Source organism: Streptococcus oralis (assembly GCF_015561235.1).
Classification (GTDB): Bacteria; Bacillota; Bacilli; order Lactobacillales; family Streptococcaceae; genus Streptococcus; species Streptococcus oralis_BK.
On sequence record NZ_JADMTC010000001.1, the window covers coordinates 743,705 to 760,175 of the forward strand.

General features: G+C 42.1%; 16 protein-coding genes. 5 read left to right on the forward strand and 11 right to left on the reverse strand.

Annotation, left to right across the window (positions count from 1 at the left end; all coding sequences use genetic code 11):
* Window position 1 precedes the first annotated feature (1 nt).
* The 7 genes from I2H52_RS03785 to I2H52_RS03815 all read right to left on the reverse strand — a co-directional run bounded on the left by I2H52_RS03785 (window position 2) and on the right by I2H52_RS03815 (window position 6,797).
* Window positions 2-1,060, reverse strand: coding sequence for an ABC transporter permease (locus I2H52_RS03785; RefSeq protein ID WP_195594311.1), 1,059 nt, complete (start codon window positions 1,058-1,060; stop codon window positions 2-4).
* Window positions 1,053-2,588, reverse strand: coding sequence for an ABC transporter ATP-binding protein (locus tag I2H52_RS03790; protein ID WP_084933766.1), 1,536 nt, complete (start codon window positions 2,586-2,588; stop codon window positions 1,053-1,055). The genes I2H52_RS03785 and I2H52_RS03790 overlap by 8 nt, the downstream gene beginning before the upstream one ends.
* A gap of 136 nt (window positions 2,589-2,724) precedes the next feature.
* Complete coding sequence (locus tag I2H52_RS03795; RefSeq protein ID WP_001036148.1) at window positions 2,725-3,780, reverse strand: BMP family lipoprotein; 1,056 nt, start codon at window positions 3,778-3,780, stop codon at window positions 2,725-2,727.
* A gap of 68 nt (window positions 3,781-3,848) precedes the next feature.
* Window positions 3,849-4,259: a cytidine deaminase gene (locus I2H52_RS03800; protein ID WP_195594313.1), complete on the reverse strand. Its 411-nt coding sequence runs from the start codon at window positions 4,257-4,259 to the stop codon at window positions 3,849-3,851.
* On the reverse strand, window positions 4,246-4,908 hold the full coding sequence (deoC, locus tag I2H52_RS03805; protein WP_195594315.1) for a deoxyribose-phosphate aldolase: 663 nt from the start codon (window positions 4,906-4,908) through the stop codon (window positions 4,246-4,248). Before deoC ends, I2H52_RS03800 begins: the two co-directional genes overlap by 14 nt.
* Window positions 4,909-4,932: 24 nt before the next feature.
* A complete protein-coding gene (locus I2H52_RS03810) occupies window positions 4,933-6,210 on the reverse strand; it encodes a pyrimidine-nucleoside phosphorylase (protein WP_045617324.1) in 1,278 nt (425 codons plus the stop codon).
* Window positions 6,207-6,797 carry a class I SAM-dependent methyltransferase gene (locus I2H52_RS03815; protein ID WP_084824153.1) on the reverse strand — a complete coding sequence of 197 codons (591 nt, stop codon included), beginning with the start codon at window positions 6,795-6,797 and terminating at the stop codon, window positions 6,207-6,209. The genes I2H52_RS03810 and I2H52_RS03815 overlap by 4 nt, the downstream gene beginning before the upstream one ends.
* 234 nt (window positions 6,798-7,031) lie before the next feature.
* Here I2H52_RS03815 and coaA point away from each other — a divergent pair, with 234 nt between their 5' ends.
* The 3 genes from coaA to I2H52_RS03830 all read left to right on the forward strand — a co-directional run bounded on the left by coaA (window position 7,032) and on the right by I2H52_RS03830 (window position 8,842).
* Window positions 7,032-7,952: a type I pantothenate kinase gene (gene coaA, locus I2H52_RS03820; RefSeq protein WP_045617327.1), complete on the forward strand. Its 921-nt coding sequence runs from the start codon at window positions 7,032-7,034 to the stop codon at window positions 7,950-7,952.
* 67 nt (window positions 7,953-8,019) lie between these two features.
* Window positions 8,020-8,256 (forward strand): 30S ribosomal protein S20, encoded by a 237-nt coding sequence (rpsT, locus tag I2H52_RS03825; protein WP_001274000.1) that lies wholly within the window; start codon window positions 8,020-8,022, stop codon window positions 8,254-8,256.
* Between the two features lie 52 nt (window positions 8,257-8,308).
* Complete coding sequence (locus I2H52_RS03830) at window positions 8,309-8,842, forward strand: DNA topology modulation protein (RefSeq protein ID WP_181186867.1); 534 nt, start codon at window positions 8,309-8,311, stop codon at window positions 8,840-8,842.
* Between the two features lie 16 nt (window positions 8,843-8,858).
* On the opposite strand, the gene metG is transcribed toward I2H52_RS03830, so the two are convergent.
* From metG to I2H52_RS03850, 4 genes are all read right to left on the reverse strand, one after another.
* Window positions 8,859-10,856 (reverse strand): methionine--tRNA ligase, encoded by a 1,998-nt coding sequence (metG, locus tag I2H52_RS03835; protein WP_045617330.1) that lies wholly within the window; start codon window positions 10,854-10,856, stop codon window positions 8,859-8,861.
* A 135-nt stretch (window positions 10,857-10,991) separates the two neighbouring features.
* On the reverse strand, window positions 10,992-12,251 hold the full coding sequence (locus tag I2H52_RS03840; protein WP_195594318.1) for an ABC transporter permease: 1,260 nt from the start codon (window positions 12,249-12,251) through the stop codon (window positions 10,992-10,994).
* 1 nt (window position 12,252) lies between these two features.
* On the reverse strand, window positions 12,253-12,951 hold the full coding sequence (locus tag I2H52_RS03845) for an ABC transporter ATP-binding protein (RefSeq protein ID WP_195594321.1): 699 nt from the start codon (window positions 12,949-12,951) through the stop codon (window positions 12,253-12,255).
* Entirely contained in the window at window positions 12,935-14,119 is a 1,185-nt protein-coding gene (locus I2H52_RS03850) for an efflux RND transporter periplasmic adaptor subunit (RefSeq protein WP_061598263.1), read from the reverse strand. The genes I2H52_RS03845 and I2H52_RS03850 overlap by 17 nt, the downstream gene beginning before the upstream one ends.
* Before the next feature lie 266 nt (window positions 14,120-14,385).
* Between I2H52_RS03850 and gor the strand changes: the two genes are divergently transcribed.
* Together gor and I2H52_RS03860 are read left to right on the forward strand one after the other, a co-directional pair.
* The gene (gor, locus tag I2H52_RS03855; protein WP_195594324.1) at window positions 14,386-15,732 is read left to right on the forward strand and encodes a glutathione-disulfide reductase; all 1,347 of its coding nucleotides are present in this window, start codon (window positions 14,386-14,388) and stop codon (window positions 15,730-15,732) included.
* Window positions 15,733-15,876: 144 nt separating this feature from the next.
* A complete protein-coding gene (locus tag I2H52_RS03860; protein WP_195594327.1) occupies window positions 15,877-16,413 on the forward strand; it encodes a biotin transporter BioY in 537 nt (178 codons plus the stop codon).
* The last annotated feature ends 58 nt before the right edge of the window (window positions 16,414-16,471 follow it).

The window sequence follows — 16,471 nt, forward strand, 5'->3', positions numbered from 1 at the left end:
CTTACTTACCTCCTTTAACTTGTTTTTTAGGTTTGATAAAGCGTTCGATTAGGTAGTGAACGCTGACAAAGAAGATAATAGACGCTGTTACAATGCTGACAAGCTCAGACGGAACTTGTGCTGCGTTCATACCCGGTGCTCCTACTTGCAAAACTCCAAATAAGAAGGCTGCAAAGAGAATTCCAATTGGTGAATTTCCAGCAAGCAAACTAACTGCCATCCCGTTAAATCCGACAGCCAATGATGATCCCTGAACGTAAACGTTTTGGAAGGTTCCAAGACCTTCGACAGCTCCACCAAGACCAGCCAAAGCACCAGAGATAATCATTGATAGAATGATTGTACGTTTTGCTGAAATACCAGCGTACTCTGAGGCATGGGGATTGAGACCAACTGCACGAATTTCAAAACCGAGAGTCGTTTTCTTGAGCAAGAACCAAATCACGCCAACAGCAATGACGGCAAAGAAGATTCCAATATTCATACGAGAATTGCCAGTTAACTCAGATAACCATGGTGTTTGATAAGTGGCATTGGCACTCACACGAATCGTTGAGTCTGTACTTTGCATAAAGTCTTTCGGGAAAGAATGAATAAAGGCATTCCCTACGTACAAAACAATATAGTTCATCATAATGGTTACGATAACCTCTGATGTACCTAAATAAGCTCTGAGAATACCTGGAATAGCACCTACAATCCCACCTGCAATCAAAGCAATTACTACGGTCGCTAAAATCAACATTGGGCGTGGCATGTCCGGATGCGACAAAGCAAACCAACCACTAAGAATCCAACCCGCTAGTGCCTGACCAGGAAGTCCAACGTTAAAGAAACCTGCACGGCTGGCAACTGCAAAACCCAGACCAATCAAGACAAGAGGACCCATGGCACGGAAAATCTCACCAATCCCACGAAGACTACCAAAAGCTGTATAGAACAACTCCTCATAACCCCAGATAGCATCATATCCGAAAATCCACATGACGATGGCTCCGAGCAAGATTCCTAAGAATACGGAAATCAAGGGAACCGAAATTTGTTGTAACTTTTTAGACATCATCCTTCTCCTTTCCCAAGTTTCCACCTGCCATCAAGATACCAAGTTCTTGTTTGTTAGTCGTTTCTGGCGACACAATACCTTGAATCTTCCCATCATGAATAACAGCAATTCGGTCTGAAACATTTAAAATCTCATCCAATTCAAAGCTGACAACAAGCACAGCTTTCCCGTTATCACGTTCTTCAATCAAGCGTTTGTGGATATATTCAATGGCACCGACATCCAAACCACGAGTTGGTTGGCTGACGATAAGGAGATCAGGATCACGATCAATCTCACGAGCGATAATCGCTTTTTGTTGATTTCCTCCTGAAAGAGCTGCTGCTGGAACAAACTCGCTCGCCGCACGGACGTCAAATTCTTCCATCAATTTCTTGGCATGTGAAGTAATATTCGCATAGTTTAAGATACCATTCTTGCTGAGTGGTTCTTTGTAGTAGGTTTGAAGAGCGATATTTTCTGAAATCATCATATCCAAAATCAAACCATCACGGTGGCGGTCTTCAGGAACATGCCCCACACTGAGTTCCGTAATTTGTCGAGGGTGCATCCCTACGATTGATTTGCCTTTTAATTCAACGCTACCTGACTCAACCTTACGAAGACCCGTAATGGCTTGAATGAGTTCAGATTGACCATTGCCATCAATACCTGCAATACCAACAATTTCACCAGCACGAACATCCAAAGAAAGATTCTTCACAGCTGGTACACCGCGGTTTTCATTAACAACCAAGTCTTTGATAGACAAGACTACTTCTTTTGGTTGTGGTGCCTGTTTCTCCGTTTTGAAGGAGACAGAACGTCCTACCATCATCTCTGCCAAGTCTGCATTGGTTGCCCCAGCAATCTCAACCGTCTGGATTGATTTCCCACGACGAATAACCGTCACTCGATTGGATACCGCACGAATTTCATCCAGTTTATGGGTAATCAAAATAATGGATTTTCCTTCTTTGACAAGGTTTTTCATGATAGCCATCAACTCATCAATCTCTGAAGGAGTCAATACGGCTGTCGGTTCGTCAAAGATGAGGATATCAGCACCACGATAAAGTGTCTTCAAGATTTCTACACGTTGTTGAGCACCAACGGAAATATCTGCCACCTTGGCAGCAGGATCCACTGCCAAACCATAACGTTCAGAAAGAGCCTTGATTTCTTTAGTAGCTTCAGCTATATCTAGAACACCATTTTTAGTAATTTCACTCCCCAAAATGATATTTTCAGCTACTGTAAAAGCCTCAACCAACATAAAATGTTGGTGAACCATCCCAATTCCTAGACTAGCAGCTTTAGAAGGTGAATCTAGTTTGACAACTTGACCATTCACCGCAATTTCACCACTAGTTGGCTCGAGAAGTCCTGCCAGCATATTCATCAGAGTGGATTTACCCGCTCCATTTTCTCCTAAAAGTGCATGGATTTCACCTTTTCGCAGTTGCAAGTTGATCTTGTCGTTCGCTACAAATTCACCAAACACCTTGGTAATATCCCGCATCTCAATGACATTTTCGTGTGCCATATGCTTTTCCTTTCCGAGGTTTATTTTGTTTCAATAAAACCTGCTAATCGTGTTAACAAGTTCTATTGAGACAAAAATTGCCTCAATTCTTAAAGAAGCGACCGATGGTCGCTTCCTAAGAAATGACTTTTATCCATTATTTTTCAGGAACTTTTACGCTTCCGTCAAGGATTTTAGCTTTCGCGTCTTCAACAGCTTTTTTACCTTCTTCTGAAAGGTTTGTTACTGCCAAGTCAACCCCTTTATCTTTCAATGAGTAGACAATAACTTGTCCGCCAGGGAATTCACCTTTTTCTGCCTTGTTAGCAATATCTTTTACAGTTGTACCAACTTGTTTCAATGTAGATACAAGAACGAAGTTTGATTCTTTACCATCTTTAGAAGTGTATTTACCTTCTGCTGCTTGGTCACGGTCTACACCAATAACCCAAACTTTTTCGTCTTCATTTTTACTTTCATTCAAAGATTTTGCTTCAGCAAAGACACCAGCACCTGTACCACCAGCTGCTTGGTAGACAACGTCTGCACCTGCAGCGTATTGAGCAGCTGCAATTGTTTTACCTTTGGCAGCATCACCAAATGAACCCGCGTAATCAACTTGTACTTTGATAGATGGGTCTACTGACTCAACACCAGCTTTAAATCCAGCAGCGAAACGTGAAATAACTTCAGATTCGATACCACCTACAAAACCAACTTGTTTTGTTTTAGTTGTTTTAGCTGCCGCAACACCAGCAAGGTAAGCTGCTTCGTTATCCGCAAATGTTACACTCGCAACATTCTTTTGATCTTTGATTACATCATCAATCAAGACATAGTTTAAGTCAGAGTGGTCTTTTGCTGCCTCTTCAACTGCATTGTGAAGTGCAAAACCAACACCGAAGATCAGGTTGTAACTTCCAGCCGCTTGTTGCAAGTTGTTAGCATAGTCAGCTTCACTTGTTGATTGGAAATAAGTAAAGCCTTTATCTTTAGAAAGATTGTGTTCTTTACCCCAGTCTTGCAAACCTTCCCAAGCTGATTGGTTAAATGATTTGTCATCAACACCACCAGTATCTGTTACGATCGCTGCTTTCGTCTTCATTTCAGATGAAGATGAAGCTGCGTTACGAGAAGAGCGGTTACCACATGCAGCAAGTCCAACTGCTGCTACTGCAACTAGACCAAGGCCTAGCCATTGTTTCTTGTTCATTACTGAACCTCCTAAATAAGATGTGCAACGATGTTGCAAGTATGGATTGGTTGGCCACAAGGACCGCGTCACTCAGAGAGTGACCCAGACTGGTTTAAGTCTGTAAAAGAGTATGGAAGTAACTCCCCGACCGTCATCTCGACCGTCGATTTATCTTTTGCGACAAGTGTCACTTTTAGATCTTTTTCAAAAAATTCAGCCATCACTTGGCGACAAGCACCACATGGTGATATAGGTTTTTCAGTTTGTCCATAGACAATCAACTCTGAAAACTCTCTTTGGCCTTCGGAAACTGCTTTGAAAATCGCTGTACGCTCTCCACAGTTTGTCAAAGAATAGCTAGCATTCTCAATATTAACACCTGTATAAACGTTGCCATCTTTCGCAACTAGAACAGCGCTAACAGGAAAGTGAGAATAGGGTACATAGGCTTGCTTGCTGGTTTCAATTGCTAAGTCAATCAACTCAGTAGTCGCCATCTGCTAACTCTCCTTTTAAAATTGCCACACCAGCTGATGTTCCAATACGAGTAGCACCTGCCTCCACAAAGGCAAGAGCGTCTGCGTAAGAACGCGCTCCACCAGCAGCCTTAACTCCCATATCTGGTCCGACTGTTTTACGCATCAACTTAACATCCTCAATAGTGGCACCACCAGTTGAAAATCCAGTTGATGTTTTAACAAAGTCTGCTCCCGCTTTTTGAGACAATTGGCAGGCCACAACCTTTTCATCGTCTGTCAACAAGCAAGCTTCAATAATGACCTTAACCAACTTGTCACCACTTGCTTCTACGACAGCACGGATGTCCGATTCAACCAAATCAAGATTACCTGATTTGAGAGCTCCGACATTGATAACCATATCAATCTCATCTGCTCCATTTTGGATGGCTTCCTTGGTTTCAAAAGCTTTCACGGCCGAAGTTGTTGCTCCCAAAGGAAAACCAACTACTGTACAAACCTTTACATCTGAGCCTTCAAGTCCTGTTTTCGCATGTTTAACCCATGTGGGATTAACACAAACGCTGGCAAAGTCATACTCACGCGCTTCAGATAGCAAACGATCGATTTGTTCTTGAGTTGCATCTTGCTTTAAGAGCGTATGATCTATGTATTTATTTAACTTCATTTATTTTCAGACTCCTCTCTTTTTTTACGAGATGATTTCAATAATTTCCTGCAAACGTTTCACTCTGTCATTTATTTTAACATATTTTTGGAATTCTGTAACTAGTTGTGGGGAAATTTTTCCATTTGTATAAACTTTTGCGACAATTTCTCCCTTTTGAACGGAGTCCCCAACCTTCTTCTCAAAAACGATTCCAGTTTCATAGTCTAAATCATCAGACTTGACTGCGCGACCAGCTCCCAATCTCATGGCATAGAGACCAAATTCCATCGCTGGAAGGGCTGAAATAACACCTGACTCTTGGGCCGGGATATCCACTACATGTTCAACATTTACCGGGCGATAGAGATCTTCTAAATCACCGCCTTGAGCCGCCACCATTTCTTCAAACTTAGCCAACGCTTGGCCGTTTTCAAGGTGTTGACGTACTTCTTCAACTGTCTTCTCAACATTTGCCAAACCAAGCATAATCTGAGCTAGTTCACAAATAAAGTGACTGATATCTTCTCGACCTTTTCCTTGGAGAATCTCGATTGCCTCAAGAATTTCAAGACGATTGCCAATGGCTCGTCCCAAGGGTTGACTCATATCAGTAATGACTGCTACTGTCTTTCTTCCAACAGCCTTACCCAAATCGACCATGGTTTGAGCCAATTCACGCGCCTCATCGACAGTCTTCATGAAGGCACCCTCACCAACAGTCACGTCTAGCAAAATGGCATCTGCTCCAGCAGCAATTTTCTTACTCATGACAGAACTAGCAATCAAAGGAATGGTATCGACAGTTGCTGTCACATCACGAAGAGCATAGAGAAGTTTGTCTGCTTTAACCAGCTGATCTGACTGCCCAATGACAGATACACCAATGTCCTGTACCTGACGAATGAAATCTTCTTGACTGCGCTCCACTTGGTAGCCCTTGATTGCTTCCAACTTATCTAAGGTCCCGCCAGTGTGTCCTAGTCCCCGACCACTCATCTTGGCTACTGACACACCAAAACTGGCTACTAAAGGTGCTAAAATCAAGGTCACTTTATCACCAACACCACCTGTCGAGTGTTTATCTACTTTGATACCTTCTATGGCTGACAAATCAAACTCTTGCCCCGTCTTAACCATATTCATGGTCAGGTCAGAGATCTCACGTGTGGTCATTCCTTTAAAATAAATAGCCATAGCAAAAGCAGACATTTGATAGTCTGGGACAGTTCCAGCCACATAGCCTTCTACCAACCATTTTATTTCAGCCGTAGTCAGTTCTTGACCATCTCGTTTCTTTTGGATTAAATCAACTGCTCTCATTCTTTCACACTTCTAAGGATATAGTATCCCTTATCTTTCTTTACGATATCACAATTGCCAAAAACGTCTTTCATCTTACTTTTAGCACTTGGAGCTCCTTGTTTTTTCTGAATGACAATGGTTAAATCTCCTCCGTCATTCAAGAAATCTCTGCTCTTTTCGATAATCTCATGAACAACCTGTTTGCCCGCTCGAATCGGCGGATTGGAAATAACATGGTCAAACTTCCCTTCAACTTGTTCATAGATATTGGATTGGAAAATAGTTGCTGAAACTTGGTTTCTCTCAGCATTTTTTCGCGCCAAGTCCAAAGCACGATTATTGATATCGATCATGGTTGCTTGAACTCCGTAAGCCTTGACCAAAGAAATCCCTAGGGGACCGTACCCACAGCCGACATCTAGCACCCGCTCGCCTTTTTCAACCTCGAGACACTTCAGTAAAAGCTGACTACCAAAGTCAACCATCTTTTTACTAAAGACACCTGCGTCCGTTAAAAAGGTCATTTTATGTCCCAACAATTCTACTCGCAACTCATGAATGTCGTGAGCAGCATCTGGATTTTCTGCATAATACATTTTACTCATAAAACTATTTTAGCATATTTTAAGGTTTTTTAACACCGTTTACAAAGCTAAAATTCAACAAACAAACTAAATCTGTTATGACAATAATTAAAAGATTTTTGTATTACTTCCTCTATTTTTGATCTTTTAGAGCAACTTATAGCAACTTTCAAGAATCAGAATGAGAAATATCGAATTTCATTCTCTCTTTAGATGAGAAATATGATATACTAAAATATCGAACGAGGAAAAAATATGACCAACGAATTTTTACATTTTGAAAAAATCAGCCGTGAAACCTGGCAGTCCTTGCATCGCAAGACAACCCCTCCCTTGACAGAGGAAGAGTTAGAATCCATCAAGAGCTTTAATGACCAAATCAGCCTGCAAGATGTGACAGATATTTATTTACCATTAGCTCATCTCATCCAAATTTACAAACGCACCAAAGAGGATTTAGCCTTTTCTAAGGGAATTTTTCTCCAAAGAGAGAGTAAATCTCAGCCCTTCATCATCGGTGTTTCAGGAAGTGTTGCTGTAGGAAAATCAACAACTAGCCGACTTCTGCAAATCCTTCTGTCTCGTACAGTGACTGACGCTACTGTGGAGTTAGTGACGACCGATGGTTTTCTCTATCCCAATCAAACGTTAATAGACCAAGGAATCTTAAATCGCAAAGGCTTTCCAGAGAGTTATGACATGGAAGCCTTACTGAATTTTCTTGATCGCTTAAAAAATGGACAGGATGTTGATATCCCCGTCTATTCTCACGAGGTTTATGATATTGTTCCTGGGGAGAAACAACGTGTTAAGGCTGCAGATTTTGTGATTGTTGAAGGCATCAATGTCTTTCAAAATCCTCAAAATGAGCGCCTTTACATCACCGACTTTTTTGATTTTTCCATCTATGTAGACGCTGCTGTTGAGGACATTGAGAGTTGGTATTTAGACCGATTTTTAAAACTCCTTAGCTTTGCACAAAACGATCCAGACAGCTACTACCACCACTTTACGCAAATGCCAATAGAGGAAGTAGAGTCTTTTGCCCACCAAGTATGGAGTGATATCAACCTTACAAATCTACAAAACTATATTGAACCAACAAGGAATCGGGCCGAGGTTATTCTCCACAAGGCTAAAAACCATGAAATCGATGAAATTTACCTAAAAAAATAATTTCCCCTTGTCAAAACATAAGTTTTCAGATATAATAGTATAGTTAGTAAATATGGAGGTAAGAACATTGGCAAACATTAAATCAGCTATCAAACGCGCTGAATTGAACGTTAAACAAAACGAAAAAAACTCAGCTCAAAAATCAGCTATGCGTACTGCTATCAAAGCTTTCGAAGCAAACCCTTCTGAAGAACTTTTCCGTGCTGCTAGTTCAGCTATCGACAAAGCAGAAACTAAAGGTTTGATTCATAAAAACAAAGCAAGTCGCGATAAAGCTCGTCTTTCAGCTAAACTTGCTAAATAAGAAACAGTCCATAGAGGCTGTTTTTTTGACCTCTAATCAGAAAAGGTAGAAAATGAAAATCGCAATCATCGGTTATTCTGGTGCTGGTAAGTCAACTCTAGCAGAAAAGTTATCTAACTACTACTCCATTCCCAAACTGCATATGGACACCCTCCAATTTCAACCAGATTGGCAAGACAGTGACCGTGATTGGATGAAATCCGAGATGAAAAGCTTTCTAAACAATCACTCAGACTGGGTCATCGATGGCAACTACTCTTGGTGTTATTACGAGGAAAGAATGCTAAAAGCTGACCAAATCATCTTTCTCAATTTTTCACCATGGACTTGCTTACTGAGGGCCTTTAAGCGTTATCTCAAATACAGAGGTCAAGTTCGAGAAAGCATGGCAGCAGGCTGTCCTGAACGCTTTGACTGGGAGTTTATCCGATGGATTCTCTGGGATGGGCGGAGCAAATCCGCTAAGGAATGCTATAAGGGGGTTCAAGAAACCTATCCAGAGAAAATAATTGTTCTCAGGTCGCAAAAGAAGATAGATTACTTTTTAGAAAATCTCACACGTAACAAGAAAAACCAACGTGCCTAACGTTGGTTTTTTGCTTTTAGCCAATCACACTTCCGTTTGGTACAGCTGGATCAACCGTGAGAAGTGTTAGTTTGCCATCATGTTCAGCTGAGAGGATCATTCCTTGGCTGACATATTTTTTCATCATCTTACGTGGTTTGAGGTTGGCAACGATTTGAACTTTCTTACCGACCAATTCTTGCTCATTTGGATAGTATTTTGCAATTCCTGAGAGGATTTGACGATCTTCACCATCACCAGCATCTAGGCGGAATTGAAGCAACTTATCAGAACCTTCTACTTTAGAAACTTCTTTGACTTCTGCGACACGGATTTCAACCTTGTCAAAGTCTTCAAACTTGATTTCTTCCTTGTTTAGTTTGAGTTCAACTTCATCTGGATTCCATTCTTTTCCCACGGCTGGCTTATTGCCTTCCATTTGTTCTTTGATATAGGCAATTTCTTCTTCCATATCGAGACGTGGGAAGATTGGTGTTCCCTTAGTAACTACAGTTACACCTGCAGGGAAATCCGCCAAGTTCAGGTTTTCAAGGCTAGAAACTTCTGCTAAACCAAGTTGAGTCAAGACTGCACGACTGGTTTCCATCATAAATGGCTCAATCAAGTGGGCTACAACACGAAGGCTGGCTGCCAAGTGGCTCATGACACTTGCCAATTGGTCTCGAAGTGCTTCATCCTTGGCCAAGACCCATGGAGCTGTCTCATCGATGTATTTATTGGTACGTGAGATCAGAGTCCAAACTGCTTCAAGAGCACGTGGGTAGTCAACTGCTTCCATGTGTGTATGGTAGTCTGCGATTGATTGTTCTGCAACCTCGGCAAGAGCATTATCAAACTCTGTTACACCCTCTACATAGGCAGGGATTTGACCATCAAAGTACTTGTTGATCATGGAAACCGTACGGTTAAGGAGGTTTCCTAGGTCATTTGCCAATTCATAGTTGATACGACCCACATAGTCCTCGGGAGTGAAGGTTCCATCTGAACCAACTGGAAGGCTACGCATGAGGTAGTATCGAAGTGGATCCAGTCCATAACGCTCTACCAACATTTCAGGATAAACGACATTACCTTTAGACTTAGACATTTTGCCGTCTTTCATGACAAACCAACCATGAGCAATCAAACGGTCTGGCAATTTGATATCCAACATCATGAGAAGGATTGGCCAGTAAATCGAGTGGAAACGAAGGATGTCTTTTCCGACCATTTGGAAGACTGTTCCGTTCCAGAACTTGTCAAAGTTACCATGCTCATCTTGACCGTAACCAAGAGCTGTCGCATAGTTAAGGAGAGCATCAATCCAAACATAGACCACGTGTTTTGGATTTGATGGGACTGGTACTCCCCATGTAAAGGTTGTACGAGAAACTGCCAAATCTTCTAAACCTGGCTCAATGAAGTTGCGAAGCATTTCATTAAGGCGACCATCTGGAGTGATGAAATCAGGGTGCGATTTGAAAAATTCAACCAAACGGTCTTGGTATTTGCTGAGGCGAAGGAAGTAAGACTCTTCTGAAACCCATTCCACTTCATGTCCTGATGGAGCGATACCACCCGTTACATTACCAGCTTCATCACGGAAAACTTCCGCAAGCTGGCTTTCTGTAAAGAATTCCTCATCTGAAACTGAATACCAACCAGAATATTCACCTAAATAGATGTCATCCTGAGCAAGTAAGCGTTCAAAGACTTGAGCCACTACTTTTTCATGGTAATCATCAGTTGTACGGATGAATTTATCATATGAGATATCGAGTAATTTCCAGAGTTCTTTGACTCCAACCGCCATCCCATCAACATAGGCTTGTGGTGTGATGCCAGCTTCTTCCGCTTTTTGCTGGATTTTCTGACCATGCTCGTCAAGACCTGTCAGATAAAAGACATCGTAGCCCATGAGGCGTTTGTAGCGAGCTAGGACATCACAAGCGATGGTTGTGTAGGCAGAACCGATATGAAGTTTACCAGATGGATAGTAAATCGGTGTTGTAATATAAAAATTCTTTTCAGACATATTTTTTCCTTTCCAGGCAAATGAAACCTGTTTTTCTAACACTTCATTATATCATATTTTTAGTGATTTTCGATAGGAAAATCCAGACAAAAACAAGACAGACAAATATCCATATTGTTTTTTCTGCTCTATATTTTATTCATAACGAAGGGCTTCAATCGGATCAAGCTTAGACGCTTTATTGGCTGGTAAGACACCAAATATCATACCAACGCTGGCTGATACAGCCAAGCTAAAGAGAGCAATTGGGAGGGAAACCCCAACTTCGATACCTGCAATCATATTTTGAAGCAATACTCCAGCTAACATGGTCATTCCAGCAGCAATCCCAAGACCGATGACACCACCTAGCAAGGTCAAGATCATAGACTCAATCAAAAACTGTACTAAAATATTAGCCCGAGTAGCTCCGAGAGCTTTCCGCAGACCAATCTCACGCGTGCGTTCTGTCACCGAAACCAGCATGATATTCATAACACCAGTTCCCCCGACAAAGAGAGAGATTCCTGCGATGGCACTGATAATGGTGGTCATAAAACCAAATAGTTGTTGTACCTCTTGGAAGGCGGCAGTGGCATCCGCAACTTGGTACTCCCCTTGCTGAAGAGCAGCAATCTCAGTCAATTTTCGAGCCAACTCTGGTCCCAAGGTCTGTGTTAGACTAGTATCATTGACACGAAAGACGATATCCGAAATCTCATCAGTATTAAAATTGGCAGCGAGTGAGATATTAGTCGTAATTGGAAGTCCACCAATCCCAAAGGCTTTAGCAGTTTTAGCTTCATTACTAGTATAAACACCAATCACACGGTAACTAAATTCATTGACAGAGATGACTTGATTAACCGCAGCTTCTGGACTATCAAACAAACTCTTGGCTAATTCTTCATCCAACAAAATCACACTGGCAAATTCCTTGTAGTCTTGCGGTCTTAGACTTCTACCCGCAACGATTTCATTTTCAACTGCGTTCATGTAGGTGCTATTTCCGCCTGTCAGAGTCGCTCGTTCAACCTTCTTATCCTTATAAGATAGGGTAACGTTGGTCGAGTTGGTGACATAGTAACTGTCTACTCCCTTGAGTTTAGTAGCCTCCTTGACCCAAGACTCCAGTGGTTTTGGTGGTTCAACATGAACATCCTCTTCTTTCCCACTGACTGTCAAAGCGGATTGTTTCTGCGTAAAGGAGCCGTCCTTGCTTTTGATAGGAGAGAAAAAGACATGGATATCCTTCTGTGATTTGGTCATGTTTTTATTGACCTGACGAGACATGGAGTCTCCCAGAGCCATGATGACGACGACAGACGAAACTCCGATGATAATCCCAATCATGGTGAGGAAGGAACGCATCTTGTGGGCCATGATGGATGAAAAGGCAAATTTCAGATTCTGCATCTTAGTTTTCCTCCTTTTCTAGGGCACTGTCTGATGAGATGACACCATCACGAATGACAATCTGGCGTTTGGCATAGGCTGCGATCTCAGGCTCATGCGTGACCATGATAATGGTCTTCCCTTCCTTATTTAACTCCACCAACAGTTGCATGATTTGATTTCCTGTCTTGGTATCTAAGGCACCTGTGGGTTCGTCTGCTAGGATGATAGAGGGATTATTTACCAAGGCACGCGCAATCGCTACACGTTGCTTTTGACCACCTGATAACTCGGAAGGCAAATGATGACTGCGCTCCGTTAACTCAACCTTTTCCAGAAATTCCTCAGCCAATTTCCGACGTTTTGAAGCCGAAACTCCAGCGTAAATCAAGGGCAATTCGACGTTTTGAAGTGCATTGAGTTTGGACAAGAGAAAGAACTGCTGAAAGACAAAGCCAATTTGCTGATTGCGGACCTTGGTCAGTTGTTTCTCTCCAAGACCTGCCACTTCTTGACCTTCAAGGTAGTACTCTCCACTAGTTGGTGTATCCAACATTCCGATGGTATTCATCAACGTAGACTTACCAGAACCAGATGGTCCCATAATGGCAACAAACTCACCTTCATGAACTTCTAGATTGATATTTTTAAGGACCTGCAATTCTTGGTCACCATTTCGATAACTTCTACAGATATTTTTGAGACTAATTAGTTTCTTCATCAGCCTTCACCTCTTTTCCTTCTTCCAAGGAAGATGTTGGATTACTGATGACCTTGGCTCCGTCTGTCAAACCTGAAGTAATTTCTTGGTTGTCTGCATCCGCATTCCCCAAAGCAACTTCTACCTTCTTCGCTTTTTTCTGGTCGTCAACGATCCAGACATAGTTTTTGTCATTTTCGGTAACGACACTTGTCAAAGGAACAAGGAGGGCTTTACTCTTGTTTTTGACTTCCACACTGACAGAGAAGCCTTGTTTCAACTCACCGATATCGCTGGTCACATCAACAGTATAAGGGTACTTAGATCCAGTATTCCCTCCAAGGGCTGCATTTGCTGCTTCTCCATTGTTTTTAGGATAATCAGAAATATAGCTTATTTTTCCTGTCCAGCTCTTATCTTGGTAAACCTTCGAAGTAAAGGTAACTTCTTGGCCTACAGAAAGGTTGGCAAGGTTGTATTCAGACAACTCCCCTTTGACCTGCAAGTTTTCATTACTTACGACATGTACTACCACTTGGCTATTACCTGTTGGCGTTTTGGAAACATTACGATTAACTTCAACTACAGTCCCTTCTAGTGTACTGAGGACTGTTGCAGCATCTAGCTGAGCTTGAGCCTTGTTGAGCTGAGCCACAGCATCTGCACGATTATCCTTGGCATCACTGATTTGAGAATCAATAGAAGATACTGAAGAAGTCGCTGCTTGCGCTTGTTCTGGGAGTCCAGCTTCTGTTGGAACCTGTGGAAAAGCTGGTGCAGCTGATGCATTTTCACGAGCTTTGTTTAACTCCTCGATATGACGGTCTGCCTTTGCAACTGCACGATCGGCTGCATCATAGGCAGCTTGAGCATCCGCACTGCTGTATTTGACCAAAGCCTGCCCTTCTTCGACCTTGTCCCCAACCGAAACAAGAATTTCATCTAAATCTCCCTTACTAGCATCAAAATAAACGTATTGTTCATTTTTTGCTGTAACCGTACCTGACAAGAGAACTGATGAAGCAACGGAACCTTCCTTAGCAGTAACGATATGAGAGGTTTCATCCTTGACTGCTGACTGGGAAGGTTGTCTAAAAATCAAAATCCCCGCAGCACCGATAACAATAGCACTGGCAACACCAATCGCTGTGTATAATTGCCATTTTTTTGCCTTTTTATTTCTTTTCATTTTCAAGCTCCTTTATATTTTTGCCTTACAAAACCCATTATATCAGAAACACCAAGCCCAAACAATGACAGTTCAGATGGAAACAATGACGATTCAGGATCATTATTTCGTTCGGTATTCGTTTATTGGATTATTGTGCTAGATATATAATACAACATCTTTTTGAATTTGGCAAGCGTTTTTATAATTTTTTTATCGTAGCAGATTTTTGCATTCAAAAAATAAAAACGATAGAATATGACTATCAAAGCTATAAGGAGTTTTCTATGAGAGAATATGATATCATCGCCATCGGTGGAGGAAGCGGCGGCATTGCTACTATGAACCGCGCTGGCGAACACGGTGCTAAAGCAGCTGTTATCGAAGAGAAAAAATTAGGTGGAACCTGCGTCAATGTCGGCTGTGTTCCTAAGAAAATTATGTGGTATGGAGCGCAAATCGCTGAAAGCTTTCACCACTACGGTCCTGACTATGGGTTTACGAGTTCAGATGTTCAATTTGATTTCGCAAAACTTCGTCAAAATCGTGAAGCCTACATCGATCGTGCCCGCTCGTCTTATGATGGAAGTTTCAAGCGCAACGGTGTTGATTTGATTGAAGGTCGTGCTCATTTCATTGATTCCCACACAGTCAGCGTTAATGGTGAATTGATTCGTGCCAAACATATCGTGATTGCGACTGGTGCTCGCCCAAGCATCCCAACTATCCCTGGAGCTGAACTTGGTGGTAGCTCAGACGATGTCTTTGCTTGGGAGCAACTTCCTGAATCCGTTACGATTCTTGGAGCTGGCTATATCGCCGTTGAATTAGCAGGTGTCCTCCACGCACTAGGAGTAAAAACTGATTTGTTTGTTCGTCGCGATCGTCCCTTGCGCACGTTTGACAGCTACATCGTTGAAGGCCTTGTCAATGAAATGGAAAAAACAGACCTTCCTTTGCACACACACAAGGTACCCATCAAGCTCGAAGAAACGGAGCAAGGCATTACGATTCATTTTGAAGACGGTTCTAGTCACACTGCGAGCCAAGTTATCTGGGCTACCGGTCGCCGTCCAAATGTAGATGGTCTGGATTTAGAAAAAGCAGGCGTTACACTCAATGAACGTGGATTTATCCAAGTGGATGAGTATCAAAATACAGTTGTAGATGGTATCTATGCCCTTGGAGACGTTACTGGTGAGAAGGAACTAACCCCAGTAGCCATCAAGGCTGGACGTACCCTATCTGAACGTCTCTTTAATGGGAAAACAAATGCCAAGATGGACTATACGACTATCCCTACTGTTGTCTTCTCCCACCCAGCAATCGGAACAGTCGGTTTAACTGAAGATCAAGCTATCAAAGAATACGGCCAAGATAACATCAAAGTCTACAAGTCAAGCTTTGCATCTATGTACTCAGCCGTTACAAACCATCGTCAAGAATCTCGCTTCAAACTCATCACCGCCGGTGCTGACGAAAAAGTTGTTGGACTTCACGGACTTGGTTACGGAGTAGATGAGATGATTCAAGGATTCGCTGTTGCCATCAAGATGGAAGCAACCAAGGCGGACTTTGATGCTACAGTAGCTATCCACCCAACTGCCTCAGAAGAATTTGTAACCATGCGCTAATTATCGTAAGAGACCTCTTGAGGTCTCTTTTTACTTGCAAAATCGGCTGTTACAAAAATTGTTACCTTAGTTGAAAAAATAGGTTGACTTTTGCTTCTAAATTAGTATAATAGTTACTATAATTTTGAAAAGAGGTTAACAGTTTTGAAAAAAGCTCATATCTATGCTATCCCTGCTATCGGTGCTGCTCTCATTGCCGTATTGGCACAAATCAGTCTCCCTATCGGTCCTGTACCTTTCACTTTGCAAAACTTTGCGATTGGTCTGATTGCTACTATTTTTAGACCCAGAGAAGCTGTTCTATCTGTAGCTCTCTATCTCTTGCTGGGTGCCATTGGTTTACCTGTTTTTGCAGGGGGAGGAGCTGGATTTCACGTTTTAGTCGGCCCAAGTGCAGGCTATCTTTGGTTCGACCTTGTCTATGCTGGACTTACATCTTATCTCATCCATCAAAATAGTGGCTACATTCGCATTTTCCTAGCCAACCTCTTGGGTGACTCCCTCGTCTTTGCCGGAGGTATTCTCAGCCTCCACTTCCTTGCTGGGATGCCATTTGATGAGGCACTTGCATTTGGTGTCCTTCCCTTTATCCTCCCTGATCTTGGTAAGATCATTGTCATTAGTTTCATTGGTCGTCCCCTACTAGAACGATTGAAAAGCATCGCTTATTTTTCAAGATAAAAAATAGTCCAGAACAAGTGTTCTGGACTATTTCCTTTCTAAGAATCAACTGTACACT

Excerpts from the sequence above, each read along its gene's own strand:
- I2H52_RS03785 (WP_195594311.1), bottom strand. The coding sequence starts at position 1,060 with ATGTCTAAAAAGTTACAACAAATTTCGGTTCCCTTGATTTCCGTATTC.
- I2H52_RS03790 (WP_084933766.1), bottom strand. The coding sequence starts at position 2,588 with ATGGCACACGAAAATGTCATTGAGATGCGGGATATTACCAAGGTGTTT.
- I2H52_RS03795 (WP_001036148.1), bottom strand. The coding sequence starts at position 3,780 with ATGAACAAGAAACAATGGCTAGGCCTTGGTCTAGTTGCAGTAGCAGCA.
- I2H52_RS03800 (WP_195594313.1), bottom strand. The coding sequence starts at position 4,259 with ATGGCGACTACTGAGTTGATTGACTTAGCAATTGAAACCAGCAAGCAA.
- deoC (WP_195594315.1), bottom strand. The coding sequence starts at position 4,908 with ATGAAGTTAAATAAATACATAGATCATACGCTCTTAAAGCAAGATGCA.
- I2H52_RS03810 (WP_045617324.1), bottom strand. The coding sequence starts at position 6,210 with ATGAGAGCAGTTGATTTAATCCAAAAGAAACGAGATGGTCAAGAACTG.
- I2H52_RS03815 (WP_084824153.1), bottom strand. The coding sequence starts at position 6,797 with ATGAGTAAAATGTATTATGCAGAAAATCCAGATGCTGCTCACGACATT.
- coaA (WP_045617327.1), top strand. The coding sequence starts at position 7,032 with ATGACCAACGAATTTTTACATTTTGAAAAAATCAGCCGTGAAACCTGG.
- I2H52_RS03830 (WP_181186867.1), top strand. The coding sequence starts at position 8,309 with ATGAAAATCGCAATCATCGGTTATTCTGGTGCTGGTAAGTCAACTCTA.
- metG (WP_045617330.1), bottom strand. The coding sequence starts at position 10,856 with ATGTCTGAAAAGAATTTTTATATTACAACACCGATTTACTATCCATCT.
- I2H52_RS03840 (WP_195594318.1), bottom strand. The coding sequence starts at position 12,251 with ATGCAGAATCTGAAATTTGCCTTTTCATCCATCATGGCCCACAAGATG.
- I2H52_RS03845 (WP_195594321.1), bottom strand. The coding sequence starts at position 12,951 with ATGAAGAAACTAATTAGTCTCAAAAATATCTGTAGAAGTTATCGAAAT.
- I2H52_RS03850 (WP_061598263.1), bottom strand. The coding sequence starts at position 14,119 with ATGAAAAGAAATAAAAAGGCAAAAAAATGGCAATTATACACAGCGATT.
- gor (WP_195594324.1), top strand. The coding sequence starts at position 14,386 with ATGAGAGAATATGATATCATCGCCATCGGTGGAGGAAGCGGCGGCATT.